This is a genomic window from Salegentibacter lacus, from assembly GCF_020164555.1.
GTDB classification, from domain to species: Bacteria; Bacteroidota; Bacteroidia; order Flavobacteriales; family Flavobacteriaceae; genus Salegentibacter; species Salegentibacter lacus.
Genome location: NZ_JAIQZB010000010.1, coordinates 70,452 through 94,630, shown reverse-complemented (window position 1 = coordinate 94,630; position 24,179 = coordinate 70,452). Strand labels below are relative to the sequence as shown.

Genomic DNA, 24,179 nt, shown 5'->3' with positions numbered 1-24,179 from the left:
TAAAGTTTTCTGGAATTTAGCTTTAATTAGCAATAAATTTTTCAGTATTTTAGGGTGTAAATAAATAGCCTTTTTGGCTCAAAAATATTTAATCGAGATGACAGGTACATTAAACAAAGTAATGCTGATTGGGCATACGGGAGACGACGTGAAAATGCATTATTTTGAAGGCGGTGGCGCTATTGGGCGGTTTCCGCTGGCTACCAACGAAACTTATACTAACCGTACTACCAACGAGCGCGTTACCAATACCGAATGGCATAACATTGTGGTGCGTAATAAAGCAGCTGAAATTTGCGAAAAGTACCTTAAGAAAGGAGATAAAGTTTTTATAGAAGGTAGGATTAAAACTCGAAAATGGCAGGACGACCAGGGAAATGATCGTTACTCTACCGAAATTCAGTGCACAGAGTTTACCTTTTTAACTCCAAAAGGAGAGAGTGAAGGTGGCGGAAATACGCAACAGCAAAATTCCCCGGCACAAAATCAACAAAACACGCCTAAAAATGATAATTTTGCCGATCAATCTATGGCAAAAGAAGAAGAGGAAGACGATTTGCCATTTTAAGTTTAATTAAAACACCGTCATTTGGATTCAGAACCTCCCAGTTTACTTTTGTTTTGGGCCGCTTTTGATTTTACGCAGCTATTTAGCTATTTAATTTTATTGCTGCTTTTACTTTGCTCCGCCTTAATTTCGGGTGCTGAAGTTGCTTTCTTTTCATTAACCCCCGCCGATGTAATTACCGAAGACGGGAAGCGCAGCAAGTCGCAGCAAATTGTGGTTAATCTATTAGATAAGCCAAAAAAGTTGCTCGCTACCATTCTCGTCGCCAATAACTTTATAAACATCGCTATCGTGTTATTATTTGATAGCCTTACCGACAGGATTTTTGGCGGAATGAATACGGAGTTCTACGGTATTAATTTCAAATTTCTTATTGAGGTTGGGGTAATCACATTTATTATCCTTCTATTTGGCGAAATTCTACCTAAAGTTTATGCAAGTCGGAATAACGTGCTGTTTTCAAATTTTATGGCGCGACCTTTAAATTTTCTCGATACTCTCTTCACTCCTTTAAGCGGCCCGATGCGTGCGGTCACCATCTTTATGCATAGCCGTCTCGGGAAACAGCGATCTTTTATAAGTATAGATCAATTGTCGCAAGCTTTAGAGCTTACCAGTGAAGAGGATACTACGAAAGAGGAGCAAAAAATCCTACAGGGAATTGTGTCTTTTGGGAATACCGATACCAAGCAGGTAATGCGCCCAAGGATGGATATTTTTGCCTTAAATGAAAGCCAAACTTATAAGGAAATAATTCCTGAAATTATAGATCGTGGTTATTCAAGGATTCCGGTTTATCGTGAAAATATAGATAATGTAATTGGTATTTTATACGTAAAAGATTTGTTGCCCTATTTAGATGAAAATGCTTTTGAGTGGACCAGCTTACTGCGAGAGCCATATTTTGTTCCGGAGAATAAAAAGCTGGACGACTTGCTGAATGACTTTAAAACCAAAAAGAACCATTTGGCGATTGTGGTAGACGAATATGGTGGTACCAGCGGACTTATATCTTTGGAAGATATTATTGAAGAAATTGTTGGGGATATTAGCGATGAGTTTGATGATGAGGATTTAGTGTATTCTAAATTGGATGAAAATACTTACGTTTTTGAAGGTAAAACGCCGCTAAAAGATTTCTATAGAATTGTGAAAATTGAAGATCCTGTTGCTTTTGAAGAGCGAAAAGGTGAGGCCGATACCCTGGCGGGATTTCTTCTGGAGATTTCAGGAGGTTTTCCAAAGAAAAATGATGTGATCTATTATTTGAATTATAGCTTTACGGTAGAAGTTTTAGATAACAAACGGCTTAAACAGATTAAAGTGAATATTTCACCGGTTTAGGAAACTGTGTAGTATGAAAAGATGTGTGTTGATTTTGATGGTTTTAATACTTATGAGTTGTGGCGAAGAAGCTACCACACCTAAGCCCCGCGCATTTCTATCCCTTAATTATCCTGAAGCAAATTATGAAGCTACAAATTTTAACTGTCCATATAATTTTGAAATGAATACCCTTGCCGAGGTAAAAGCTTCGCGAAATAATATTCCCTGCTGGATAGATCTTGAATATAATGATCTAAGCGGAACCATTTTTATTACCTATCAGGAAGTTGATAATAATCTTGATTCTTTACTGGCTGATGCGCAAAAACTTCCACTACAACACACCATAAAAGCTGATGCTATTGAAGGAGACGTTTACACCAACGAGATTCAGGACGTCTACGGGATGTTTTATGAAGTTTCGGGCGATGCGGCTTCCCAGGCGCAATTCTATCTTACCGATAGCGTAAATCATTTTGTGACGGCTTCAGCTTATTTTAGGACAAAACCAAATTACGATTCTATTATTCCCGCTGCCGATTATCTGAAAAAGGATATGAAGCATATGATTGAAACTTTCCGCTGGGAAAATTAAGAATCTGGCGCTAACTAAAAATCATTTTAAAATTAATCCCTTCTTTTCTTTTTAGCTTTAAAGGAATAACGATTTTTGCAGCTTAAAAGCGAAAATATGCCTTTAGAGAAATTAAAGTGGGTTTACCTGGTAGTACTTTCTATTGTTTGGGGAAGTTCTTTCATTCTTATTAAAAAAGGACTGGTAGGTTTAACGGCTATAGAAGTTGGTTCCTTTAGAATAATCTTTGCCGCTGTTTTTCTTATTCTTATTGGTTTTAAATCTGTAATAAAAATCAAGAAAAGTCAGTGGAAGTGGATGTTTTTAATTGGTTTTTTAGGAAATTTCTTTCCGGTTTACCTCTTTTCTTTTGCTGAAACCGAAATTGACAGTGCTGTAGCTTCCATTTTAAATGCGGCAACACCTTTAATGACGCTTATTTTTGGAGCGATGTTTTTTAAGGCGGCATTCAACCAAAATAAAATATTGGGAGTGGTGATTGGTTTATTGGGTACTGCAGGGCTTATTTTAAGCGGAGCTAGTATAAACCCAGACCAGAATTACCTCTATTCTCTTTTAGTGATTATCGCGGCTTCCTGTTACGCAATGAATGTGAATATACTTAAGACCCACATGAGTGGAATGAGTCCGCTAGGGATTGCTGCCGGAAGTTTTACGGTTTTACTACTTCCTACGCTGGTAATTTTATATTTTTCAGGATTTTTTGGAAAGGATCTTTCTAATATCGTACTACAACAATCTATAGGTTATGTTGCTATTTTGGGAGTAATTGGAACCGGAGTAGCAATGATAATTTTTAATAAGTTGGTGCAGATTTCCGATCCTGTTTTTACTACTTCGGTAACTTATACTATTCCTGTAGTGGCTTTAGGTTGGGGAATTTTAGATGGAGAAGTTTTTAGTGCCTTGCAATTACTTTCAGCCTTTGTTATTTTAATTGGGGTGTTTATCGTAAACCGATCTAAAAAAGTATTTTCAAAGTATAGAAAACAGGCTACCTGATCTAAATCTATACAGTTTTTTGTGTCTTCTTTTGCTTGTTCTTATAGAAAAAAAAGGAAACTAAATAATAGATATGAAAGATCAGTAAAACCTCGAAGGCAGACATAAATTCGCGATGCTCAACTGATTTAAATAACTCCATAAAAGTTTCGAGAAGAAAGAAGATATTAGCAAAGATTATAGATGGAATCAAACATTTTAATCTTAGCTGATGAAAAGATTTTTCTTCATTCTTTTCTCTTGAAAAGGTGAAAAATACCAGCGCCAACAGGAATAAGTATTTCCCAAGCGGTAGGAAAATGTTTGGGTCTAGGTTTAGTTGTTCATTAAAGCTTATTATCGCAGAAATGATGGCTAAGCCTATAATTACTAAAGAGATAATTTTAAAATATGATGGTAGAAGATGTTTATTGATTTCAATTTCCATAAAATATAGATTTGGTTTTAAAATAAAAGAACCGACCATTGCTGGCCGGTTCTCTCTAACATTAACAAAAAATCACTATTCTTCAAAATCTTCAGCTGAAACTCCTTCGTTAATAAGGATCTCAGTAACGTCAAATTCAAATGTTTGTGGGCCTGCGGCCTGGGTCATTTTAAAAGGAAATTTCACCCCTTTTACTTCCTGGTAGTCACTGAATCCCATTGGAACATTCATTGTTTGTGCGCCTTGCGATATAGTTTGTACCGTTTGCATTTTTAAACCGTTGTCTACGTTATAGAAAGCTTTATAATTGTCGGTAAGAGCAACAACATAAGCATCGGTGCCTTCAACGCTTTCAATTCCTTCTAAAGTAGCATCACCTACTTCTAGTTCCGGGAACGGGTTGGCTTCTATTTTGGCAGTTTTGATCTGGTCGTCGGTATAAGGAATTTTTTGTCCCTGTGCCATAACAAATCCAGATTCGCCGGTAAATACTTGCTTGCTCATCACATTACCTCCAACAGAAACTTCCTGGTTTAGTTCGCCATTCATAGTTCTTTTTTGAACTAGGTTTAATGCCATTCCTTGCACAGTGGCTTCAGCTTTCATCACTACACTTTCTACTTCTTCCACAGCATCACGGCCGCCGATAGCTTCTATATAATCTGCAAAAACTTTCTCTACAGTTATAGAAGCATCAACTTCTTTAGCTTGAGGTTTTTCAACTTCTTCACCAAGTTTGTTGTAATATTTAACCGGAATTGTTTTTCCGTCTAATTCTACCTTTTCAAGGTTTTCAGCAATTTCTGAAGCTTTCCCTGCAACAACAATTCTCATATTATCGGTTTGATAATATTTATTGGCTACACGTTGAATATCATCTGCAGTAACTGCGTTGATTTTTTGAAGAAAAGTCTCGTAAAAATCATCATTTAAATCATTGGTTTTAATGTTAAGGGCATAATTAGCGATGGTAGAAGGTTGCTCTAATCTTAACACAAAATCACCTGCAAATTTGCTTTTCGCGTTTTCCAACATTTCAGCATCTACAGGCTCGGTTTTAATTCTTCTGATTTCTTTTAAAGATTCTACAATTGCGCTATCGGTTACCGCGTTTCTAACGCTTGCCTGTGCAACAAATCTTGAAGCATACTTATCTGCTCCCGTGCTTGTTCTCGCTCCGTAAGTATAACCTTTGTCTTCTCTAAGGTTCATATTTAGGTAACTTCCAAAACTACCACCAAGAATTTGGTTTGCAACTAAAACAGGGAAGTAGTCTTCATCAGCCATTTTAAGATCTATGGTGTTTTGAAGTCTTAATTCACTCTGTACAGCATTTGGCATATCTACCAGGTTGATTTGCGTTTCGTCAACATTAGTAACTTCTGGTAAATCCTGCTCGTTTGGAGCACCGGCTTTCCATTGGCCAAAATTCTTTTCAGCTAATTTCTTAACTTCCGAAGTTTTAACGTCACCAACTACTACCAGGTAAGCATTGTCTGGTTTAAAATAGCTGTTGTAAAAGTTTTCAATATCTTCTAGTGTAACATTTTCAGTATTTTCTACTGTAGCAAATTCCCCGTAAGGGTGGTTAGCTCCGTAAGCTAATGCTGCACTAACACGGCTGGCGATAGAACCTACATCTTTATTGATAGATTTTAAACTTTCAATTTGTTTGTTCTTTTCGGCTTCAAATTCTTCCTGGGTAAATTTTGGTCTTAAAGCTCCTTCGGCCATAAGCTCCATAACTCTCGGAAAAAATTTAGAAAGCGAGCTTGCGTAAGCACTTTCTGCTCCTAAGTTGATACTTGCTCCTAAAAAGTCTATCTCTTCGTTAAAATCGTCTTTAGACATATTCTCGGTTCCTGTTCCCATTAAAGAACCAACAAGAGAAGAAGTGGCCGGTTTTGTTTCGGCGTGAGGTTTATTGTCTATAATTAAAGAAGCAGAAACCCTAGGTAATTTATGGTTCTCTACAACTAAAACTTTTAAACCGTTATTTAGTGTGAATTCATCTGGCTGGCCAAGATTAATTTTTGGCGCCGGTCCCGGTTCCGGTTGTTTGGAACGGTCTACCTGTGCAATTGCCGCTGTGGTCAAAAAACAGGCTAAAAATAATGTAAGTATATTGAATTTCATTCTTTGTATTTTTTTAGGTTATTCCTTTTCGCTTTCTGGAAGGTAATCTAATTCCAAACGTTGGTTCTCATTAAGATACTCGTTGGCAACCCTTTTTATATCTTCTCTGGTTATGTCTCTGTAAATTTCAATCTCTTCGTTAATAAGATCGGTATCTCCGTAAAGAACATTGTAAGTTGCAAGTGAAGAAGCAATTCCCTGAATGCTGCTGTTAGAATTTACAAAACGATTCTCAAATTTATTCTGAAGTTTTTGGTATTCTTTTTCAGAAATCAACTCGTTTTGAAGTTTTTCAATCTCTTCATCCATAGAAACTGCAAGAGTATCTAAAGGAGTTTCTCCTAAAGCAAGAGCGCCCATTACATAAGTTCCGTAATCTTCCTGAGATCTTGGAAAAGCCAATACCTGAAGCGCAGTTTTGTCTTCGTCTACCATTTTCTTGTACATTCTGGAGCTTTTTCCATCTGTAAGAATAGAAGAGATCATATCAAGAATATAAGCATCTTTCTCTTTCATAGAAGGTGTGCGGTACACAAATAACTTTGCAGGAATCTGTATGTTACTATCGTACTCAGTAGCAGTGATAGTTTCAGTAATTGGTTCTTCTTTGATTGAAACTCGCTCTACTTCATTTCCTTCAGGAATTTCAGCAAAATACTTTTCAATCATTTTTTTGGTTTCTTTAATTTCAATATCACCGGCAACAACTAAAGTAGCATTGTTTGGTCCGTAATATTTATCGAAGAAAGCTTTAAATTCATCAAGCTCTGCTGCGTCAAGATCTTCCATTGTACCAATAACCGAGTTTTTGTAAGGATGTTTATCAAAAACATATTTGTTGATTCCGGTAGCGTAGATAATCTTTCCGTAAGGAGCGTTGTCTATACGTGAACGTTTTTCTTCTTTAACAACTTCGTTTTGAGTTTCTACTCCAACTTCGTTAATAACAGGGTGAAGCATTCTTTCAGACTCCATCCATAAACCAAGTTCAAGGCTGTTAGAAGGGAAAGTTTCGTAATAATAAGTACGATCTTGTGTGGTGTTGGCATTGTTGCTACCACCATTTGCGGCAACAATATCAAACCATTTTCCTCGCTCAATATTCTCGGTGCCTTCAAATAAAAGGTGTTCAAAGAAGTGAGCAAAGCCAGAACGGCCAGCTTCTTCGTCTTTAGCACCTACGTGGTACATCACTCCAACAGTAGCTACGGGAGCCGTGTTGTCCTGATGTAAAATTACGTGTAATCCGTTGTCCAGGTTGTATTCGGTAAATTCTACCTCCTGGGCAATTCCTGCTGCGCTGCAAACTAATGCAAGGGCAGCCATCTTTAAGTTTTTAATCATTTTTTAGTAGATTTTTCATTAATGTATGAGATTAGTACTTGAAAGTCGTATTTTGTTACAACATAGTTTCAGAATAAATAAGGAATTAGTGGAATTGTGCGAATAGTGTCAAAATTAACAAGCTATTAAGCTAAAAACCGACACTTTTTTTAGAAATTTACTTTTGAAGTAGGATGTTTTAATAGTCTGGGACTATCATTTAGAATTTTTGTTATTCATAAATGTTTAAATGTCTCCCTGATTTACATCCGTTTAATTAAATAAAAAACACCAACCAAAGCTATGAAGAATTTTAGTGTTCCAATTAAATATGGTCTTATAATCGCAGTAGGACTTATCGTTTATTTTTTAATTCTTTCACTTTTTAATGCACATATTTATCCTTTGTTTAGTTTGTTTAACGGCGTGATTATGGCTGGCGGAATGTGGCTGGCTTTAAAAGCATACCGAAGTTCTAAAGGTGCAAAGTTTAAATATCAAAAGGGTTTTATGGCGAGCTTGCTTACCGGGTTTAACGCGACCATACTTTTTACCATTTTCTTTGCTTTTTATGCCACCGAACTAAGCCCCGATTTTTTAGGTAATCTTATAAATATGTGGCGAACAGACTACGGTACCGATATAGGGATAGTACTTTTTGTGGTAGCGGTTATGGGATTTGCTACCAGTTTGGTGCTTACTTTAGCCTATATGCAATTGTTTAAAGACTCCTGGAATACTAAAGAAGGGCAAGAACATACCTATTAAAGTTTTTTAGGCTTTGTGAATTAATTAATTAGAAGTATATTTGCACCCGCTTGCGAAAAAAGTAAGTGTAATTTTTAGCATAAATTAATTAATCACAACACTATGTATGCAATTGTAGAGATAGCAGGGCAGCAATTTAAAGTTGCAAAAGACCAAAAGGTGTTTGTTAACCGTCTAAGCGGAGAAGAAGGAGACAGCGTTTCTTTTGACAAAGTTCTTCTTACCGGAGATGGTGACAGCATAAACCTTGGCGCCCCGGCTATAGATGGTGCTCTAGTAGGAGCAAAAATCACCCGTCACCTTAAAGGAGACAAAGTAATCGTTTTCAAAAAGAAAAGACGTAAAGGTTACAAAAAGAAAAACGGTCACCGTCAATCTTTAACCGAAATCGTAATTGAAAGCATCGAGGTAAAAGGTGGAAAGAAAGCTGCTTCAACTAAAAAAGAAGAAGCACCTAAAGAAACCAAATCTGATAAAAAATCGGAAGATTTAAATCAGTACACCGTAGCTGAATTGAAAGAGATGGCTAAGGAGAAAGGTCTTGAAGGCTACTCTTCTATGAAGAAAGCTGAATTAATTGAAGCTTTAAGTTAACTATTAATCTACTTAAAACTAAAGTAAAATGGCACACAAAAAAGGAGTCGGTAGTTCCAAGAACGGTAGAGAGTCAGAATCAAAACGCTTAGGCGTAAAGATCTTTGGCGGTCAGAAAGCCGTAGCCGGAAATATTATTGTTAGACAAAGAGGTACTGCGCACAATCCAGGTGATAATGTGTATGCAGGAAAAGATCATACTTTACACGCTAAAGTTGATGGTCTTGTGAAATTTTCTAAGACAACGAATAATAAATCTTACGTTTCTATAGAACCGTTTGAAGCATAATCTTAACTCTTAAATGAGATAAGATTTATTCTTAGAATTATACTAAGACCCCTTCCGAATTTCGGAAGGGGTTTTTTCGTATCTTTAATTAAGACTTTAAGATATAAGTTATGAAGTATATTGACGTTTTTAGAACATCAGACCGTAATGAACATTCTATTATTAAAAATCTTTTCGATGATGAAAAATTAGATTACAGGTCTTACGGAGAGGCAACAGATAATGCGACCAATATTGGTGCATTAGGTAATGATGGTCTTAGAATTGAAGTTGCGGAAAAAGACCGGGAAAAAGCACATGAAATTATTCAAAGAAGTGGTTTTCTTGGTCAAAGTCATAATATATCAAATCCCAAAAGAACAAAACCTCAAGTAGGAAAATGGGTGTTTGTCTTGCTTGCCGCGCTGGTAGTACTTTTGGCTATTATTTTCTTTGTCTGGTTTATGAGCGGGAATTAGAGAAGAATTTAGTTCGAACTGGCTTAGCTCCTGAAACAAGTTCAGGATGACCACTTAAAGATTTCTTAGTATTACAAAATAAAAAAGCCTCACAGATTTTTGATATCTGTGAGGCTTTTTTATGTTTAATGGAGTTTCCGTTTCCGCGGAAAATTACACATTAATATCTGTAATACTCCGGCTTATATGGGCCTTTTACTTCCACACCAATATATTCGGCCTGGTATTGTTTAAGTTCGGTTAATTCTACTCCAATTTTTTCTAAGTGAAGTTTGGCAACCTTTTCATCTAGATGCTTCGGAAGCATATAAACTTCATTTTCGTATTTATCAGAATTTTTCCAAAGCTCGATTTGAGCTAAAGTCTGGTTAGTAAACGAGTTACTCATTACAAAACTTGGGTGGCCTGTTGCGCAACCAAGATTCACCAAACGACCTTCAGCTAAAAGAATAATGTCTTTTCCGTCAATAGTATATTTATCAACCTGAGGTTTGATAGTGTCTTTAGAATCACCGTGATTATTATTCAACCAGGCAACATCAATTTCATTATCAAAATGCCCAATGTTACAAACAATGGTTTTGTCTTTCATCGCTTCAAAATGCTCTCCACGCACAATATCTTTATTTCCGGTAGTGGTAATAACAATATCAGCTTTTGGAAGTACAGTTTCCAATTTTTTCACTTCAAACCCGTCCATTGCAGCTTGTAATGCACAAATCGGGTCAATTTCGGTAACGGTTACAATAGATCCGGCGCCTTTAAATGAAGCAGCAGTTCCTTTTCCAACATCTCCATAACCACAAACTACAACGCGTTTTCCGGCAAGCATAACATCAGTAGCACGTCGAATTGCATCAACAGCACTTTCACGACATCCGTATTTATTATCAAATTTAGACTTGGTAACCGAATCGTTCACGTTAATAGCAGGCATTACCAAAGTCCCGTTTTTCATTCTTTCGTAAAGTCTGTGAACTCCGGTAGTGGTTTCTTCAGAAAGTCCGCGGATTCCCTCAGCAAGCTCTGGGTACTTATCGAAAACCATATTGGTAAGATCGCCGCCATCATCAAGAATCATATTTAAAGGTTCGCGCTCTTCACCAAAAAACAGGGTTTGCTCTATACACCAGTTAAATTCTTCCTCGGTCATTCCTTTCCAGGCGTAAACGGGAATTCCGGCAGCGGCAATAGCAGCTGCAGCGTGATCTTGTGTAGAAAAAATATTACAAGAGCTCCAGGTTACATCTGCCCCTAAAGAAATAAGCGTTTCAATAAGTACTGCAGTTTGCACGGTCATGTGAAGACATCCGGCAATTCTGGCTCCTTTTAGTGGTTGTTCATTTTTATATTCTTCACGCAGGGACATTAATCCCGGCATTTCAGCTTCGGCGAGTTCTATCTCTTTTCTTCCCCAATCGGCCAGGGAAATATCCTTAACTTTATAAGCGGTATACGGCACTGTTTTAGTCGACATATTATTATATTTGAATATTAGCAATTTTTTGTCTCGCAAAAATAAGGAATCTATAACAAACCTACATGCCACTTTACAAAACAATAACAGTAAACCCGCATACTAAAGTCTTCATTTGGAAGGTAGAAGAACCTTTTAAAGAGTTAAGCGAAGGGATAGAATTAACCGAACATTGTAAGAACCGCGTAAACGGAATGAAATCGGAAATTCACCGTCGCGGTTTTATGAGTATTCGTCATTTAATGGGCGAAGCCGGTTATGTAGATCATGATTTGTTTTATGACGATTTAGGAAAACCGCATTTAAAAAACGGAAAAAACATTTCTATAACGCATTCTTTTAATTTTACCGCGATAATTCTAAGTGATGAAAAAGTTGGGATAGATATTGAAAAGCGACGTGATAAAATTCTCAAAATCGCCAATAAATTCACGCCACTTAGCGAATATCATACCGTGGCAAATGAAGAAGCTTTAATAAGAAAACTCACTATTGTTTGGGGGGCCAAGGAATCCATCTATAAAATGTATGCCGAACCCGGACTTGGATTTTTGCAGCACATTAATGTAACCGACTTCGATTTTGATGATGCTGAAACTACAGCCAAAGTTAACTTTAAGGGAAAGGAATCTTTCTACGAAATGAAATTCCTGGAATTTGAAGGCTTTACCTGCGTTTATGGTTGGAGTGACCATAAAAAAGCCGAAAATTAATGCGGAATTTTTATGCTGAAATTTCCCTCGCTATCGCCGAAGGAAAAAGACTGCTCGCCATCTTGATAGATCCTGATAAATTTATAGAAGCTGAAGCAGAATTATACCTGGAAAAATTACCAATAGAAACTACCCATATTTTGGTAGGAGGCAGCACTGTTGAAAAAATGAAAACCGAAAAAACGGTAAAAGCGATAAAAGCAGAAACCGATTTACCGGTAATATTGTTTCCAGGCGATTATTCCCAAATTACAGAAACAGCAGACGCTTTGCTTTTTCTAAGTCTAATTTCCGGAAGGAATCCTGAATATTTGATAGAGCAGCAGGTGAAATCTGTAGAAAAATTAAAGAATAGTAAATTAGAAATTATTCCAACTGCCTATATTTTAATAGACGGTGGAAAAGAATGTGCGGTACAACGGGTGAGTGGAACCAAGCCAATTCCGCAATCCCAGGTTGATACGATTGTAAATACTGCTTTGGCGGGAGAATTTTCGGGAAAAAAACTTATTTACTTAGAAGCGGGTAGTGGAGCCGATTTTCCGGTTTCAGAAGAAATTATTGCTGAGGTTAAAAAAGCGGTTTCTATTCCCTTAATCGTTGGTGGCGGAATTCGTAGTTTGGAACAACAGAAAAAAGCCTACAAAGCCGGTGCTGATATGATCGTGATGGGAACCCAATTTGAAAATTGATAGCTCATAAATAAACAGCGTCATTGCGAAGAAGGCACGACTGAAGCAATCTGTTGTTAAAAATTCACGTTTTCTTCTGCAGATTGCCGCGTCACAATTTTCCTTCTGTCAAATTGTTTCTCGCAATGACGAGAAAATATACAGTCTTGATTGCGATTCTTAAACTAACGGAAAATGGGATCGGAGTTATTTTTGGAGAATTAAAAAGGTGGTGCCCCGCAAATTGTTTCCTTGAGTCCCTGCGATACTAAATTCAAATCTTTAAATTTGGCTTCTATACGGGTTAAGTTTTTGAACATTTATGACCTAAATTAATAAAAATGAAAATTTCAGTAGAACTTACATTAAGTCCGTTACAGGACGATTTTGAACCAAAAATCATTGATTTCATTAAAAAATTACGGGCTTCAGGATTAAAGGTAAAAGAGACCCCGTTAAGCACGCAGGTTTATGGAGATTATGATGAGGTAATGGCGTTGCTAAATTCAGAAATAAAGGTAGCTTTTGAAGCAATGGATCGCGGACTAATCTATATAAAAATTGTAAAATCAGATCTTAGCGACTATGCAGCCGATTTTTGATTTTTTCTTCGATCAGTATTACGGGTATCCTACTTTATTTATTATCCTTGAGGTAATCGCGGTAATTTTCGGCTTTCTTTCGGTATTATATTCAAAACAAAATAACATTCTGGTTTATCCCACAGGGATTATAAGCACCATGATTTTTGTTTACCTGCTTTGGCAATGGGAATTGCTTGGGGACATGATGATAAACGCTTACTATTTCTCCATGAGTATTTATGGCTGGTATATTTGGACACGCAAAGTAGATGAAGAGCATTTTACGCCCATAACCAATACCACCAAAAAAGAGAACTGGCAAAGCCTTTTTATTTTTATTGCGACCTTGATTTTTGTGTTCATGGTTTATGAATATTTTGATAAATGGAACAACTGGACCGCTTATGTTGATACGTTTACAACGGCAATTTTCTTTGTGGGAATGTGGCAAATGGCCAATAGAAAAATTGAAAACTGGATTTTCTGGATTATTGGCGATGTTATTTCGGTGCCACTCTATTTTTATAAAGGCCTTACTTTAACGGCTCTTCAATATTTTGTATTTACTATAATCGCTATTTACGGCTACAAAGCATGGCAGAAAAACTTGCGCAACGACCTTCGTCCGTCATAAAAGTGGTTCTTTTTGGACCAGAATCTACCGGAAAAACAACGCTGGCAGAAATGCTCGCCAAGCATTATAATACGCTTTGGGTAGAAGAATTTATGCGGGATTACCTTCAGGAAAAATGGGATAAAGAGCAAGAAGTTTGCGAGCCAAAAGATATGATACCTATCGCTGAAGGTCAAATAAAACGTGAAAATGAACTCAGCCAAAAAGCTAATAAACTCCTAATTAGCGATACCGATCTATTAGAGCTAAAGGTTTATTCTGAGGCTTATTACGAGGGTTTTTGCGATCCTCAACTTCTTAAACATGCGTTAAACAACATTTACGATTTATACTTTTTAACGTATATTGACGTACCGTGGACTCCCGATGACCTTCGGGATAAACCAGAAGACCGTATTGGGATGTTTAAAAGGTTTGAAGCTGCACTTAAAAACAGTAAAAAACCCTATGTGGTTTTAAAAGGCGATCTCGACGAACGCTTTAAAACCGCGGTAGAGAAAATAGACGAACTTTTAAAAAATAAATAAACGTGGAGTTTACCGAAATAGACATTTTGCAGATTGAAGAAAAGGGATTATCAACTCAGGAAGTTGAAAGACAAATTCAAATTTTCGAAAGAGGAAATATAAAGGTAGATATTCAACAGGCAGCAACCGTGGGAAACGGAATTTTCGCCTATTCAGTAGACGAAGAGAAAAAGTATATTCAAATATTTGAGGATAAAAAAGATCAATTAGATCTTTTGAAATTCGTGCCAGCTTCCGGGGCTGCAACCCGAATGTTTAAGGCATTCCACAACTTCGCCGATGAATTTGACCCTGAAAAGGAAAGTTTGCGCAATTACTTAGATAGGAAACAAGATAAAAGTCTCCAATTGTTTTTTGAGAAAATAGAAAAACTTCCATTTTATAATGATGCTGTCAAAAAAGCTGAAGAGAATCACTCAGGTTTTTCAGACAAATCTAATAATGAAAAGCAGCTAATTTTGGTGAAAACCATGTTGTATGAAAACGGACTTGGGTTAAGCGATCTACCTAAAGGACTGGTTCCTTTTCATTCATACAATTATTATACGGCGAGTGCTTTTGAAGAGCATTTGAATAGTGCTGCAAAATACCTCTCAGTAAAAGGAGTGGCAAAACTACATTTTACCGTTGCTGAAGGCGATAAAGAAAAGTTTGAAGAAGAATTTGAAAACATTCAGGAAAGGGTGGAAGAAGCTACTCAAACTAAATTTGAAATTTCATATTCTTACCAGGATCCAAAAACCGACACGATTGCTGTAGATAAAAATAACAACCCATTTAGGGATGAAGACAATAGGATTTTCTTTAGACCCGGTGGTCATGGTGCGTTAATAGAAAACTTAAATAAACAGGAAGCCGATCTTATCTTTGTTAAAAACATAGATAACGTGGTAGTAGCTATTAATCTTCCAAAGGTGGTGGAAATGAAAGAAATGCTGGGAGGAAAACTAATAGCGCTTCAGGAACAGGTTTTTGAGTATATGCAAAACCTTGATGGTGGGAATAATTCGGAAACTAAATTAGACGAGATCGCCGAATTTTTGGAAAAAGAGCTGTTTGTAAAAGTGACTTCTACTTTTAAGAAATTTACCGGAGAGGAAAAAACACAATATCTGTGTAAAAAATTAGACCGTCCGTTAAGAGTTTGCGGAATGGTGAAAAACGAAGGTGAGCCGGGTGGCGGACCGTTTTTAGTTAAAAATGAAGACGGAGAAATCTCGCTTCAGATTATTGAAGGTGCACAAATAGATAAAAATAATTCAGAGCAACTGGAGATTTTAAATAATTCTACACATTTTAATCCGGTAGATATAGTTTGCAGTCTTAAAAACCATAAAGGAGAAAGTTTTGATCTTCATAATTACGTAGATGAAAATATGAGTTTTATCGCCGATAAAACCAAAGACGGAAAACCTCTAAAGGCTCTTGAACGTCCCGGTTTATGGAACGGCGGAATGGCCCATTGGAACACGATTTTTGTAGAAGTTCCAGTTTCAACATTTAATCCTGTGAAAACTGTGGCCGATCTTTTAAAACCTTCTCACCAGGCAAAATAGCTAGTTTTGAATGAAGAACAAATAACACGGGAATTAAATTTTAAAGCCGTACGCAGTTCTGGTGCCGGTGGCCAGCACGTTAATAAAACTTCATCTAAAGTTGAGCTTTACTTTCATTTAGATGATTCACAAGGACTTTCTGACGACGAAAAACAGCGTTTAATTAAAAAACTGGAATCCCGGTTAAGCAAAGAGAACCTGTTAATTCTGCATAGTGAAGAAAGTAGAAGTCAGCATAAAAACAAAGAGCTGGTTATAACTAAGTTTTTTGATTTGCTAAGGGAGAATGTGAAGAAGCCTAAACCAAGAAAGAAAACCAGGCCCAGTAAAGCGGCGAAATTAAGACGCCTAAAAGCAAAGAAAATCAATGCGGAAAAGAAAGCAAGGAGAAACGATCCTTTAAAATAAGTGAGATGATTTTCCACACAAGTGTGGAAATACTCTACTATGTTTTGCATATTTTTTATAGATTTCCAAAAAGCTTATTTTTTAAAATGTTTATTTTCAACCGGTTAAAAACAGGCGGTTTTACTGGTATAATTTTTTATATACACATATCGCTAAATTAATATTAAATATAGCAGCTTAAGATACTGTTGTATAATTTAGATTTTCGGAGAAAAAGAGGCCTTAGGGTCTCTTTTTTTGTTTCAGATAATTGGTAAATCTACATTTCTACACAATTTTCTCTTAAAAACCCCATTTTTCTACATAACAAATTCCCAATAGCTTTATTTTAAATTACCCAAGACTCTAAATATCAAATAGTTAAATGATAGTATGCAACTTTGGTACAATTCTTCCTTTATAACGGTCATATTTAAACCACAAACTTAAAACCTTATCATTATGAAAAAGTTAGGATTAACCTTAATGGCTGCGGCCGGAATGTTTTTATTCAGTCAGAATGCGCAGGCGCAGGTTGAAGAGCCGGAAGAAATGGAACAAATTGAAGGTGTAGAAGAAGCTCAGGAAGAAATAGATGAATTTGTAGAAGTTGATGTTTTGGTGCTTCCGCAAGCTATAAAGGACGCGATAATGACCGATTTGAATGGAGCTGTTGCAGAAGAAGCCTGGGTAAAGGAAAAAGACGGTAAAAGCGTTTATAAACTTGCACTTAATGTAGATGGTGATAAGAAAAAGGCTTATATCGACAGGGAAGGAAACTGGATCGAGTAAGAAGATAAATAATTGTAATTGAACCAATAGACTACTAACTAGCTAACTTTAGATTTCCGTTGGATAAATAATACCCTACACCCTTCCAACGGAAATTTTATTAAAACTTTAGCCGGAATTTAAGAGAAACCAACTCCTTCGGCAACAGTTAAATAGCATAAAGTAACCAGAAATTATGTATATTTATAATAACTTAAATGGTTAAGGGGACCCAGGGTCTATTAACTAACACTTCTAATTGTTTAAGTTAAATTGAGAGATTATGATGATTGTGCTTTATGCAAACTGGAAAATGGATACCACCCAATGACATTTTTAATAAAAATTTAGATTGTCATTGATAGAGACCTTTAACGAGGTCTCTTTTTTTATGCTTATTTTAAACCCAATGAATTTAAGATTGTTAAATTTGCAAGACGATTTAAATTAAGATCAATGACAAAAATTCTTATAGTTGAAGATGATGTTCCTTTTGGAACTATGTTGAAAACATTTTTGATCAAACACGACTATGAGGTTGAATTGGTTTTTTCTGGATTAGAAGCTTTCAAGAAACTTAAAGGCAATTTTTTTAACCTAATTCTTTCCGATGTTAGATTGCCCGATACCAGTGGGCTGGATATTCTAAAACAAGTGAAGTTAGAGAGTGAAGGAACCCAGGTAATTATCATGACTAGTTATGCTGAAATAAGTATGGCAGTGGAGGCTATGAAGAATGGCGCTTTCGATTATGTTTCCAAACCTTTTAGACCAGAATCTATATTACAAACTATTAAAAACGCCTTAGCCCATACAGAGGTGCAACCCGTTGCTCCACAAAAAACTGAAAAATCAAAGAAAACGGCTTCTTTACAGGGAGCAAGTTTTGTAAAGGGCGTTAGTGAAGCTGCTTTAAAACTAAGCGATTATATAGAATTAGTAGCCCCTACTAATATGTCGGTGTTAATAATGGGCGAAAGCGGAACCGGAAAAGAACAGGTAGCTAAGAGTATCCATAAACAAAGTAAACGTTTTGGCGCTCCTTTTATCGCTGTAGATTGCGGTGCAATTCCAAGAGAGTTGGCTTCCAGTGAATTCTTTGGTCATATAAAAGGATCTTTTACTGGAGCTATAAACGATAAAACCGGACATTTTGAAGCTGCAAACGGCGGTACACTTTTCCTTGATGAAATTGGGAATCTAAGTTATGAACTCCAGGTTCAGTTACTACGTGCGCTACAGGAAAGAAAAATAAAACCCGTAGGTAGTAATAATGAAATACACGTGGATATTCGTGTAATTACGGCTACAAACGAAGATCTTGCACAGGCAGTAAAAGATGGAGAATTTAGAGAAGATCTTTATCACCGTCTTAATGAATTTTCAATTAAAGTTCCGGCTTTAAAAGAGCGAAAAGAAGATTTGATGCTTTTTGCAGAATATTTTCTTGATGAAGCTAATGCCGAATTGGAAAAAAATGTGATTGGTTTTACTGAAAGTGCTATTGAAGCTTTTAAAAATTATAACTGGCCCGGAAACCTACGGGAATTAAAAAATATGGTGAAACGCGCAGTGCTGCTTACTCAAGATGATATGATCCCGCTAAAAGTGCTTCCACACGAAATAGCAACGGCATCAAAATCTAATACCGAAACCGAATACGGTTTGTTTAAAAATAGGAATGAAGAACAACTTATTTTGGACGCCTTAGAGAAAGCCGGTGGCAATAAGAGTAAAGCGGCAAGGTTACTTTCTATAGATCGTAAAACGCTTTATAATAAACTAAAACAATACAACATTAAACTTTAATTTCCTGTTCCAGTTCTTCCATTAAGTTTAAAATATCAGCTCTAAGTTGCTGAAATTTTTCTTCAGAAAAAACTTCATGTTGTTCCAGTCTTTCAAATTGTCTAGCCTGATGCATTGCATTTATTTGTTTTAACATAGGCACCATTTTATGAGCCAGCCGTGCTACTTCTTTTGCATCATTATTCTTTCTGGCAATGGCTATAAGTTCAATTTGTGATCTGGAACTTTCTATAAAAGCCTCTAAAATGGTTTGCACCGCTTTTTGATCTCCTGCCGAAAAATCATAAATATCCTGTAAATCATAAGTGCTATTTGTAGAATGCTGAAGGTTGTTATTTATTTTTTCCTTAAGATCAAGTTTAAATATTTCAGCAATACATTGTTGCAATTTCCCCGGTTTATAAGGCTTTAAAAGACTTTTATTGAAACCGGCGAGGTTATAAGTTTCGGCATCAATATCTGTTCTGCCCGATAATGCTATAACCGGTAATTCCCCAACTTTATATTTTTTCCTGATATTTTTAATAAGATCAAAACCATCCATTTCGGGCATTTGGATATCGGTTAAGACCAGAGAATAGTTATTTGTTTCCAGCTTTTTAAGCGCGTCATTTCCATTTAATGCGGTATCACATTGCATTCCCATAGTTTTAAGCAATTCGCGCGTGAGCGATAGCTGTGAAGGTTCATCATCTACAATTAGTGCGGTTTTTCCTGTAAGATCGGGTAACTTTAATGTGGTAGGTAGTACAGGTTTGCTTGATTCTTCAGTAGTTAATTTTCTAACTGGAAGAAAAACGGTAAACTCACTGCCTTCGCCCTGTTTGCTTTTTAGTTTTAATTCGCCTTTTAATAATTCGGTTAGGCTTTTTGTAATGGTAAGCCCCAGCCCGGTACCGCCGTAAGCTTTTTCGATCTTCGTATTTTCTTGTGAAAATTCTTCAAAGATCTCTTCCTGTTTTTCTTTTGAAATTCCTATCCCCGTATCTTTTACCGAAATAATAAGGCAGTAACTATCTTCAATCTCTTTTTTAAGATGAATACCAACTCTTATTTCACCTTCGTGTGTAAATTTACAGGCATTGGTGATGAGGTTGGCAATAATCTGCTTTATTCTGAAGGGATCGCTGAGTACCTGGGTATCGGTTTCTTTTGAAGCTCCAAAAATAACCTCAACATCTTCATTCTTTGTAGCAGGTAAAGAATTGTAAACAGTATCTTTTATAAGCTTTGCCGGGTTAAACGGTAATTTTTCAACAGTCATTTTTCCTGCTTCAAGCTTAGACAGGTCCAGTAAATCGTTAACTAAATGCAAAATAAAATTAGAAGATTTTTTCACCTGATCCATATAATGAGATTGCTTGGTATTTAGCGAAGATTTTTCAATAAGATCGGTATAGCCAATCAATGTGTTTAGAGGAGAGCGTAAATCGTGGGTAATGGCTGCCATAAATTGCTCCCGTTTCTTTAAAAGGCTTTCCGCAAATTCTTTTGCTTCTTCTAATTCTCTTCGGTATTGCTGACTTTTAGTAATATCCTGAATAATAAAAATGAGCGACAATAAAATGATAAGGAAGCTTATAATTCCCGCAATAAGGAAGATTTGTGAACTCTCTTCTATCATATTTTGAGAGACTTGGGCCCGTTGCATTGAGGCTGCCCTTTCTTCCTGTTCAATTTTCCCCAGCAAACGTCTTAGCTGCTGGTTAATAATCATATCGTTTTCAAGAAATTCCTGTTCCTTTTCGTCTACAGTATTTTGAAATCTCCTGTTGGCAACTTCCAACTCACTCAATACATTTCTAACCGAGCCAATTATAGAATCGGCGGTACGGTTGGTGAGTTTTTCCGCGTTGTCTTCACGGGAATACTCCAGCCACCTAATCAACAGCCTGCGCTGGTGTGGTTCCAGGTTAGAAAAACGTTGCCGATAATTATAATCATTGAAAGAAGGATCTATTTTTTTTAGTTCATTTAAAACCTGGGAATAATAGTTTTGATTGCGTTGTTGCTCTCTAAGCTCGTAGAGTTCCTGTAGGTTAGTTGTTTTATCAGAAAGCAATTCAGCTATACTATCCAGCTCATTTTTCATAGAACTATCAGCATAACTGGATTTGAGGCTTTGTATATCAAGCTGAATACTATCAATCTGATTTCGATATTTATCAAGATCGGCTTCATTTCCGGTTTGAATGAGCTGCCTGCTTAAATTTTCGGTTTCATAGAGGCTGGTGGTAATATCACTAAGCAGAAAAAGCTGCTCATTATTGTTGCTGTTGTTTTCTGAAACTTCACTAAAAGCAACTACCTGTTTCCATACAAACCACACAGCAATAGCAGCCAGAGCAGCTATCAGAAGATATCCGCCAATAACTTTATAGGTTATGGAACGCTTTGTATTTCGCATAAATTTATTGCAACCAAAATTACACCATTTAAACGAATTGAAATAAAATTATGGAATTTCGATAAAAGCGTTATACATTTGCGGCAATCTCAAAGGGGTGCCGCTTAAGTGTGGCTGAGATCATACCCAAAGAACCTGGGCAGGTAATGCTGCCAAGGGACACGCGCCAAAAGCGCAAACGTATGTTACTCCTGAAAATGTCAAAACACCGGTGGGCAATTTCAGGATTTTTTTTATCTAATTTTTAACCAAAGAATAATAGCCCCTTTTATTCGTAAATAATCTATTACGAATGAAATCTTTATTATTTTTTACCGGCCTCTGCTTTATTTCACTGCAAGCCGTAGCTCAAACACACATTTTACAGGGAAAAGTTACCCGAGGCGAAACACCGGTAAAAGGTGTGGCCGTTTATGCCGTAGAGTCTGGTGTAGGCACATCTACCGACGAGAATGGGAGGTATAGCCTACAACTTGAAGAAGGTGAGTATAAACTTGTATTTTCTTATGGTAATCAAAAAAGCTTAAGTGTAAATCTCGATCAGAACAAAACTTTGAATGTCGATTTAACTGATGCCGAGGAAGTGCTGGATGAGGTTTTTCTTTCTTCAGTAAGAGTAACCGCACAATCGCCTATTACTTACAGTAATCTTTCTAATGAGGAAATTGAAGATCGCAACCTGGGTCAGGATATTCCGGTGTTAATGAGCTATATGCCAAACGTGGTCACTACAAGTGATGCGGGAGCGGGTGTTGGTTATACCGGGATTAGGGTGAGAGGTAGCGGTCCCACCAGTACTAATGTTACCATAAATGGAATTCCTTATAACGATGCAGAAAGTCTTGGAACTTTCTGGGTGAATTTAGGAGATTTTGCCTCTTCAGTAGAAAATCTTCAGCTGCAACGAGGTGTGGGAACTTCTACAAATGGAGCAGGAGCTTTTGGTGCCAGTCTTAACATTTTAACCGATGGGTACAGCGAAGAAGCTAATGCCGAAATAGCCAATAGCGTAGGTTCTTTTAATACACATAAACACACGGTAAAATTCAGTACCGGTCTTATAGATGAACATTGGGAATTTGCCGGCCGCGCTTCCCAGATAAAAAGTGATGGATATATAGATCGTGCCAGTAGTGACTTAAAATCTTATTTCCTGCAGGGAACTTATGTAAACAAAAATACCCTTGTGAAAGCCATTACTTTTGGCGGAAGTGAAAGAACTTATCAGGCCTGGTATGGTATAGATTCTACAACGCTGGCCAATGACCGTACCTACAATCCAGCCGGAGTTTATACCGATGAAGATGGAAATACGAAATTCTACGATAATCAAACCGATAATTACAAGCAGGACCATTATCAATTATTGTGGAACCAGGAGTACAACAAAAACTGGTCTTCTAACCTTGCTTTTCACTATACCTACGGGCGTGGTTATTATGAAGAATACGAAGAGGACGCTGCTTTAAATGAATTCGGACTGGAGAACTTTCAGGCCGATGGGGAAGAAGTAACAACCTCAGATCTCGTAGGAACCAAATGGCTGGATAACCATTTCTACGGAAGTGTTTTTAGTCTGAATTACCAGGACCAGGCTTGGGATGTGATTTTTGGTGGAGGCTGGAACCGATACATCGGTGATCACTTTGGAGATGTGATTTACACACGCTTTGCCAGGAATAATGATCCTTATGAACCTTATTATGAAAATACAGGAACAAAAACCGATTTTAATCTTTACGGAAAAGCTACTTACGCAGTTTCCGAAAAACTGGCCGCTTATTTGGACTTGCAGGTAAGAGCTATAAATTATGAAACCGAAGGAATATTATCTGAAGGAACCGAATTCCTGGTAGACGATTCTTTTACTTTCTTTAATCCCAAAGCCGGATTAACCTATGCTTTAAATAATCAAAATCAATTCTATTTCTCCTACGCTCGAGCCAATCGTGAGCCAAGGCGTAGCGATTACGAAAATGGCGATCCTGAGCACGAAGAATTAAACGATTTTGAATTAGGATGGAGACATAATACGCCTTCAGTTCAGTTAAATACCAACCTCTATTTTATGGATTATCAAAACCAGTTGGTGTTAACCGGCGGGATTGACGATGTTGGTGCTTTTATTCGTGAAAATAGTGGTAATAGTTATCGCTTAGGTTTGGAAATAGATGCGGTTATTAGACTTTCAGAAAAAGTATTTGTGAGACCAAACCTTGCTTTAAGCCGAAATAAAAATGTAGATTTTGTATCTACCTGGAATGGAGAGCTGGTTGATTTTGGTGATACCGATATCTCTTTCTCACCGTCTATAGTAGGTGGAAACCGAATTACGTACCTACCTGTAGACGGATTAGAATTAAGTCTGCTTTCAAAATATGTAGGAGAACAATATATGAGCAATATTGAAACTGAAACTTCTAAGCTGGACGCTTATTTTGTGAATGATTTTAATGTTCAATACACCTGGCGAAATGCGCCTTTATTTAAAGAAGTTGTTTTTACAGGTTTGGTAAATAACATTTTTGGAGAAGAATATGTTTCCAACGGTTATTACTACACTTTTAATGTGGAAAACCCGGATACGGCTACAGGTTTGCAAACCTTAGATGGTGCAGGATATTATCCGCAAGCCACCACAAACTTTTTAGCCGGAATTACTTTGAAGTTTTAATTTGTTTGTCACCTTTCTCCTCCTTTTAATGGGAGGGGAGAGGTTTTTAATTGTAAACCTCAATCGTATTACCGCGGCGTTCAATGCGGTAAGGTTTCATAGAGTATTCTCCATTGCCTTCCATTAATTCACCGGTAATAATATTATAAGAATTCCCATCTTCGCAATTACAGGTAGCAATTATGCCCTCTACGGTCATTGCAGAACAATTCTTTGGTGGGTGGTTAGGGTCGCTTAACTCAAAAGCAGTGTATTGTGAATTATTGATGTTGTAAACAACAACGCCCCTTATGCCTTCGTTATAGGTTACAAAGCTATTTCCGGGAAACTGAAGATCATTATATTCAGGGAAATCCAGGTTTAGTTGAAGCCTGAAATTCAAATCAATAAGGTTTGGGTTATTAAAGTCATTATCATCATTGGTAGAGCAAGCGCTAAAAATTGTTGAAAATAAAAGCAAAAAGAGAGTTTTTTTCATGATAT

24 protein-coding genes are annotated in these 24,179 nt (G+C 36.8%); 18 read left to right on the top strand and 6 right to left on the bottom strand.

Going from position 1 to position 24,179, the window contains the following annotated elements:
- Window positions 1–97 precede the first annotated feature (97 nt).
- From LB465_RS09860 to LB465_RS09845, 4 genes are all read left to right on the top strand, one after another.
- Window positions 98–568: a single-stranded DNA-binding protein gene (locus tag LB465_RS09860; protein WP_224469702.1), complete on the top strand. Its 471-nt coding sequence runs from the start codon at window positions 98–100 to the stop codon at window positions 566–568.
- 21 nt (window positions 569–589) lie between these two features.
- On the top strand, window positions 590–1,912 hold the full coding sequence (locus LB465_RS09855; RefSeq protein ID WP_224469701.1) for a gliding motility-associated protein GldE: 1,323 nt from the start codon (window positions 590–592) through the stop codon (window positions 1,910–1,912).
- A 13-nt stretch (window positions 1,913–1,925) separates the two neighbouring features.
- Complete coding sequence (gene gldD / locus LB465_RS09850) at window positions 1,926–2,489, top strand: gliding motility lipoprotein GldD (RefSeq protein ID WP_224469700.1); 564 nt, start codon at window positions 1,926–1,928, stop codon at window positions 2,487–2,489.
- A 96-nt stretch (window positions 2,490–2,585) separates the two neighbouring features.
- Window positions 2,586–3,491, top strand: coding sequence for a DMT family transporter (locus LB465_RS09845; RefSeq protein ID WP_224469699.1), 906 nt, complete (start codon window positions 2,586–2,588; stop codon window positions 3,489–3,491).
- Between the two features lie 7 nt (window positions 3,492–3,498).
- Here LB465_RS09845 and LB465_RS09840 read toward each other — a convergent pair whose 3' ends face one another.
- The 3 genes from LB465_RS09840 to LB465_RS09830 all read right to left on the bottom strand — a co-directional run bounded on the left by LB465_RS09840 (window position 3,499) and on the right by LB465_RS09830 (window position 7,398).
- Window positions 3,499–3,918, bottom strand: a complete 420-nt coding sequence (locus LB465_RS09840; protein WP_224469698.1) for a hypothetical protein — start codon at window positions 3,916–3,918, stop codon at window positions 3,499–3,501.
- A gap of 75 nt (window positions 3,919–3,993) precedes the next feature.
- Window positions 3,994–6,054 carry a M16 family metallopeptidase gene (locus LB465_RS09835; RefSeq protein ID WP_224469697.1) on the bottom strand — a complete coding sequence of 687 codons (2,061 nt, stop codon included), beginning with the start codon at window positions 6,052–6,054 and terminating at the stop codon, window positions 3,994–3,996.
- Window positions 6,055–6,072: 18 nt separating this feature from the next.
- Window positions 6,073–7,398 (bottom strand): M16 family metallopeptidase, encoded by a 1,326-nt coding sequence (locus LB465_RS09830; protein ID WP_224469696.1) that lies wholly within the window; start codon window positions 7,396–7,398, stop codon window positions 6,073–6,075.
- A 282-nt stretch (window positions 7,399–7,680) separates the two neighbouring features.
- On the opposite strand from LB465_RS09830, the gene LB465_RS09825 reads away from it, so the two are divergent.
- From LB465_RS09825 to LB465_RS09810, 4 genes are all read left to right on the top strand, one after another.
- The gene (locus tag LB465_RS09825; RefSeq protein ID WP_224469695.1) at window positions 7,681–8,145 is read left to right on the top strand and encodes a DUF4199 domain-containing protein; all 465 of its coding nucleotides are present in this window, start codon (window positions 7,681–7,683) and stop codon (window positions 8,143–8,145) included.
- Window positions 8,146–8,247: 102 nt separating this feature from the next.
- Window positions 8,248–8,739, top strand: coding sequence for a 50S ribosomal protein L21 (gene rplU / locus LB465_RS09820; protein ID WP_224469694.1), 492 nt, complete (start codon window positions 8,248–8,250; stop codon window positions 8,737–8,739).
- Between the two features lie 28 nt (window positions 8,740–8,767).
- On the top strand, window positions 8,768–9,028 hold the full coding sequence (rpmA, locus tag LB465_RS09815; protein ID WP_224469693.1) for a 50S ribosomal protein L27: 261 nt from the start codon (window positions 8,768–8,770) through the stop codon (window positions 9,026–9,028).
- Between the two features lie 110 nt (window positions 9,029–9,138).
- Window positions 9,139–9,486 carry a putative signal transducing protein gene (locus LB465_RS09810; RefSeq protein ID WP_224469692.1) on the top strand — a complete coding sequence of 116 codons (348 nt, stop codon included), beginning with the start codon at window positions 9,139–9,141 and terminating at the stop codon, window positions 9,484–9,486.
- Between the two features lie 160 nt (window positions 9,487–9,646).
- Here LB465_RS09810 and ahcY read toward each other — a convergent pair whose 3' ends face one another.
- Entirely contained in the window at window positions 9,647–10,963 is a 1,317-nt protein-coding gene (ahcY, locus tag LB465_RS09805) for an adenosylhomocysteinase (protein WP_224469691.1), read from the bottom strand.
- Between the two features lie 65 nt (window positions 10,964–11,028).
- Here ahcY and LB465_RS09800 point away from each other — a divergent pair, with 65 nt between their 5' ends.
- From LB465_RS09800 to LB465_RS09760, 9 genes are all read left to right on the top strand, one after another.
- Window positions 11,029–11,676: a 4'-phosphopantetheinyl transferase family protein gene (locus LB465_RS09800; RefSeq protein ID WP_224469690.1), complete on the top strand. Its 648-nt coding sequence runs from the start codon at window positions 11,029–11,031 to the stop codon at window positions 11,674–11,676.
- Window positions 11,676–12,368 carry a geranylgeranylglyceryl/heptaprenylglyceryl phosphate synthase gene (locus tag LB465_RS09795; RefSeq protein ID WP_224469689.1) on the top strand — a complete coding sequence of 231 codons (693 nt, stop codon included), beginning with the start codon at window positions 11,676–11,678 and terminating at the stop codon, window positions 12,366–12,368. The genes LB465_RS09800 and LB465_RS09795 overlap by 1 nt, the downstream gene beginning before the upstream one ends.
- Before the next feature lie 320 nt (window positions 12,369–12,688).
- Complete coding sequence (locus LB465_RS09790) at window positions 12,689–12,949, top strand: YkoF family thiamine/hydroxymethylpyrimidine-binding protein (RefSeq protein ID WP_224469688.1); 261 nt, start codon at window positions 12,689–12,691, stop codon at window positions 12,947–12,949.
- Window positions 12,933–13,565 carry a nicotinamide riboside transporter PnuC gene (pnuC, locus tag LB465_RS09785; protein ID WP_224469687.1) on the top strand — a complete coding sequence of 211 codons (633 nt, stop codon included), beginning with the start codon at window positions 12,933–12,935 and terminating at the stop codon, window positions 13,563–13,565. Before LB465_RS09790 ends, pnuC begins: the two co-directional genes overlap by 17 nt.
- On the top strand, window positions 13,526–14,092 hold the full coding sequence (locus tag LB465_RS09780; protein WP_224469686.1) for an AAA family ATPase: 567 nt from the start codon (window positions 13,526–13,528) through the stop codon (window positions 14,090–14,092). The genes pnuC and LB465_RS09780 overlap by 40 nt, the downstream gene beginning before the upstream one ends.
- Window positions 14,093–14,094: 2 nt before the next feature.
- Window positions 14,095–15,648, top strand: coding sequence for a DUF4301 family protein (locus LB465_RS09775; RefSeq protein WP_224469685.1), 1,554 nt, complete (start codon window positions 14,095–14,097; stop codon window positions 15,646–15,648).
- 6 nt (window positions 15,649–15,654) lie between these two features.
- Window positions 15,655–16,056: an alternative ribosome rescue aminoacyl-tRNA hydrolase ArfB gene (gene arfB / locus LB465_RS09770; protein WP_224469684.1), complete on the top strand. Its 402-nt coding sequence runs from the start codon at window positions 15,655–15,657 to the stop codon at window positions 16,054–16,056.
- A 441-nt stretch (window positions 16,057–16,497) separates the two neighbouring features.
- Complete coding sequence (locus tag LB465_RS09765) at window positions 16,498–16,827, top strand: hypothetical protein (protein WP_224469683.1); 330 nt, start codon at window positions 16,498–16,500, stop codon at window positions 16,825–16,827.
- A 435-nt stretch (window positions 16,828–17,262) separates the two neighbouring features.
- Window positions 17,263–18,615: a sigma-54-dependent transcriptional regulator gene (locus LB465_RS09760; RefSeq protein WP_224469682.1), complete on the top strand. Its 1,353-nt coding sequence runs from the start codon at window positions 17,263–17,265 to the stop codon at window positions 18,613–18,615.
- Here LB465_RS09760 and LB465_RS09755 read toward each other — a convergent pair.
- Window positions 18,605–21,022 (bottom strand): hybrid sensor histidine kinase/response regulator, encoded by a 2,418-nt coding sequence (locus LB465_RS09755; protein ID WP_224469681.1) that lies wholly within the window; start codon window positions 21,020–21,022, stop codon window positions 18,605–18,607. The genes LB465_RS09760 and LB465_RS09755 overlap by 11 nt on opposite strands.
- A gap of 292 nt (window positions 21,023–21,314) precedes the next feature.
- On the opposite strand from LB465_RS09755, the gene LB465_RS09750 reads away from it, so the two are divergent.
- Window positions 21,315–23,696 (top strand): TonB-dependent receptor, encoded by a 2,382-nt coding sequence (locus LB465_RS09750; RefSeq protein ID WP_224469680.1) that lies wholly within the window; start codon window positions 21,315–21,317, stop codon window positions 23,694–23,696.
- A 46-nt stretch (window positions 23,697–23,742) separates the two neighbouring features.
- Here the strand turns inward: LB465_RS09750 and LB465_RS09745 are convergent, their stop codons facing one another.
- Window positions 23,743–24,174 (bottom strand): Rieske (2Fe-2S) protein, encoded by a 432-nt coding sequence (locus LB465_RS09745; protein WP_224469679.1) that lies wholly within the window; start codon window positions 24,172–24,174, stop codon window positions 23,743–23,745.
- Between the last annotated feature and the right edge of the window lie 5 nt (window positions 24,175–24,179).

What these genes read in the sequence shown, in the direction of transcription:
- LB465_RS09790 (WP_224469688.1), top strand. Translation starts at nt 12,689, where the DNA reads ATGAAAATTTCAGTAGAACTTACATTAAGTCCGTTACAGGACGATTTT.
- LB465_RS09840 (WP_224469698.1), bottom strand. Translation starts at nt 3,918, where the DNA reads ATGGAAATTGAAATCAATAAACATCTTCTACCATCATATTTTAAAATT.
- gldD (WP_224469700.1), top strand. Translation starts at nt 1,926, where the DNA reads ATGAAAAGATGTGTGTTGATTTTGATGGTTTTAATACTTATGAGTTGT.
- LB465_RS09795 (WP_224469689.1), top strand. Translation starts at nt 11,676, where the DNA reads ATGCGGAATTTTTATGCTGAAATTTCCCTCGCTATCGCCGAAGGAAAA.
- LB465_RS09800 (WP_224469690.1), top strand. Translation starts at nt 11,029, where the DNA reads ATGCCACTTTACAAAACAATAACAGTAAACCCGCATACTAAAGTCTTC.
- rplU (WP_224469694.1), top strand. Translation starts at nt 8,248, where the DNA reads ATGTATGCAATTGTAGAGATAGCAGGGCAGCAATTTAAAGTTGCAAAA.
- LB465_RS09860 (WP_224469702.1), top strand. Translation starts at nt 98, where the DNA reads ATGACAGGTACATTAAACAAAGTAATGCTGATTGGGCATACGGGAGAC.
- pnuC (WP_224469687.1), top strand. Translation starts at nt 12,933, where the DNA reads ATGCAGCCGATTTTTGATTTTTTCTTCGATCAGTATTACGGGTATCCT.
- LB465_RS09830 (WP_224469696.1), bottom strand. Translation starts at nt 7,398, where the DNA reads ATGATTAAAAACTTAAAGATGGCTGCCCTTGCATTAGTTTGCAGCGCA.
- LB465_RS09825 (WP_224469695.1), top strand. Translation starts at nt 7,681, where the DNA reads ATGAAGAATTTTAGTGTTCCAATTAAATATGGTCTTATAATCGCAGTA.
- LB465_RS09750 (WP_224469680.1), top strand. Translation starts at nt 21,315, where the DNA reads ATGAAATCTTTATTATTTTTTACCGGCCTCTGCTTTATTTCACTGCAA.
- LB465_RS09760 (WP_224469682.1), top strand. Translation starts at nt 17,263, where the DNA reads ATGACAAAAATTCTTATAGTTGAAGATGATGTTCCTTTTGGAACTATG.
- LB465_RS09810 (WP_224469692.1), top strand. Translation starts at nt 9,139, where the DNA reads ATGAAGTATATTGACGTTTTTAGAACATCAGACCGTAATGAACATTCT.
- LB465_RS09780 (WP_224469686.1), top strand. Translation starts at nt 13,526, where the DNA reads ATGGCAGAAAAACTTGCGCAACGACCTTCGTCCGTCATAAAAGTGGTT.
- LB465_RS09755 (WP_224469681.1), bottom strand. Translation starts at nt 21,022, where the DNA reads ATGCGAAATACAAAGCGTTCCATAACCTATAAAGTTATTGGCGGATAT.
- ahcY (WP_224469691.1), bottom strand. Translation starts at nt 10,963, where the DNA reads ATGTCGACTAAAACAGTGCCGTATACCGCTTATAAAGTTAAGGATATT.
- LB465_RS09835 (WP_224469697.1), bottom strand. Translation starts at nt 6,054, where the DNA reads ATGAAATTCAATATACTTACATTATTTTTAGCCTGTTTTTTGACCACA.
- LB465_RS09765 (WP_224469683.1), top strand. Translation starts at nt 16,498, where the DNA reads ATGAAAAAGTTAGGATTAACCTTAATGGCTGCGGCCGGAATGTTTTTA.
- rpmA (WP_224469693.1), top strand. Translation starts at nt 8,768, where the DNA reads ATGGCACACAAAAAAGGAGTCGGTAGTTCCAAGAACGGTAGAGAGTCA.
- LB465_RS09845 (WP_224469699.1), top strand. Translation starts at nt 2,586, where the DNA reads ATGCCTTTAGAGAAATTAAAGTGGGTTTACCTGGTAGTACTTTCTATT.
- LB465_RS09745 (WP_224469679.1), bottom strand. Translation starts at nt 24,174, where the DNA reads ATGAAAAAAACTCTCTTTTTGCTTTTATTTTCAACAATTTTTAGCGCT.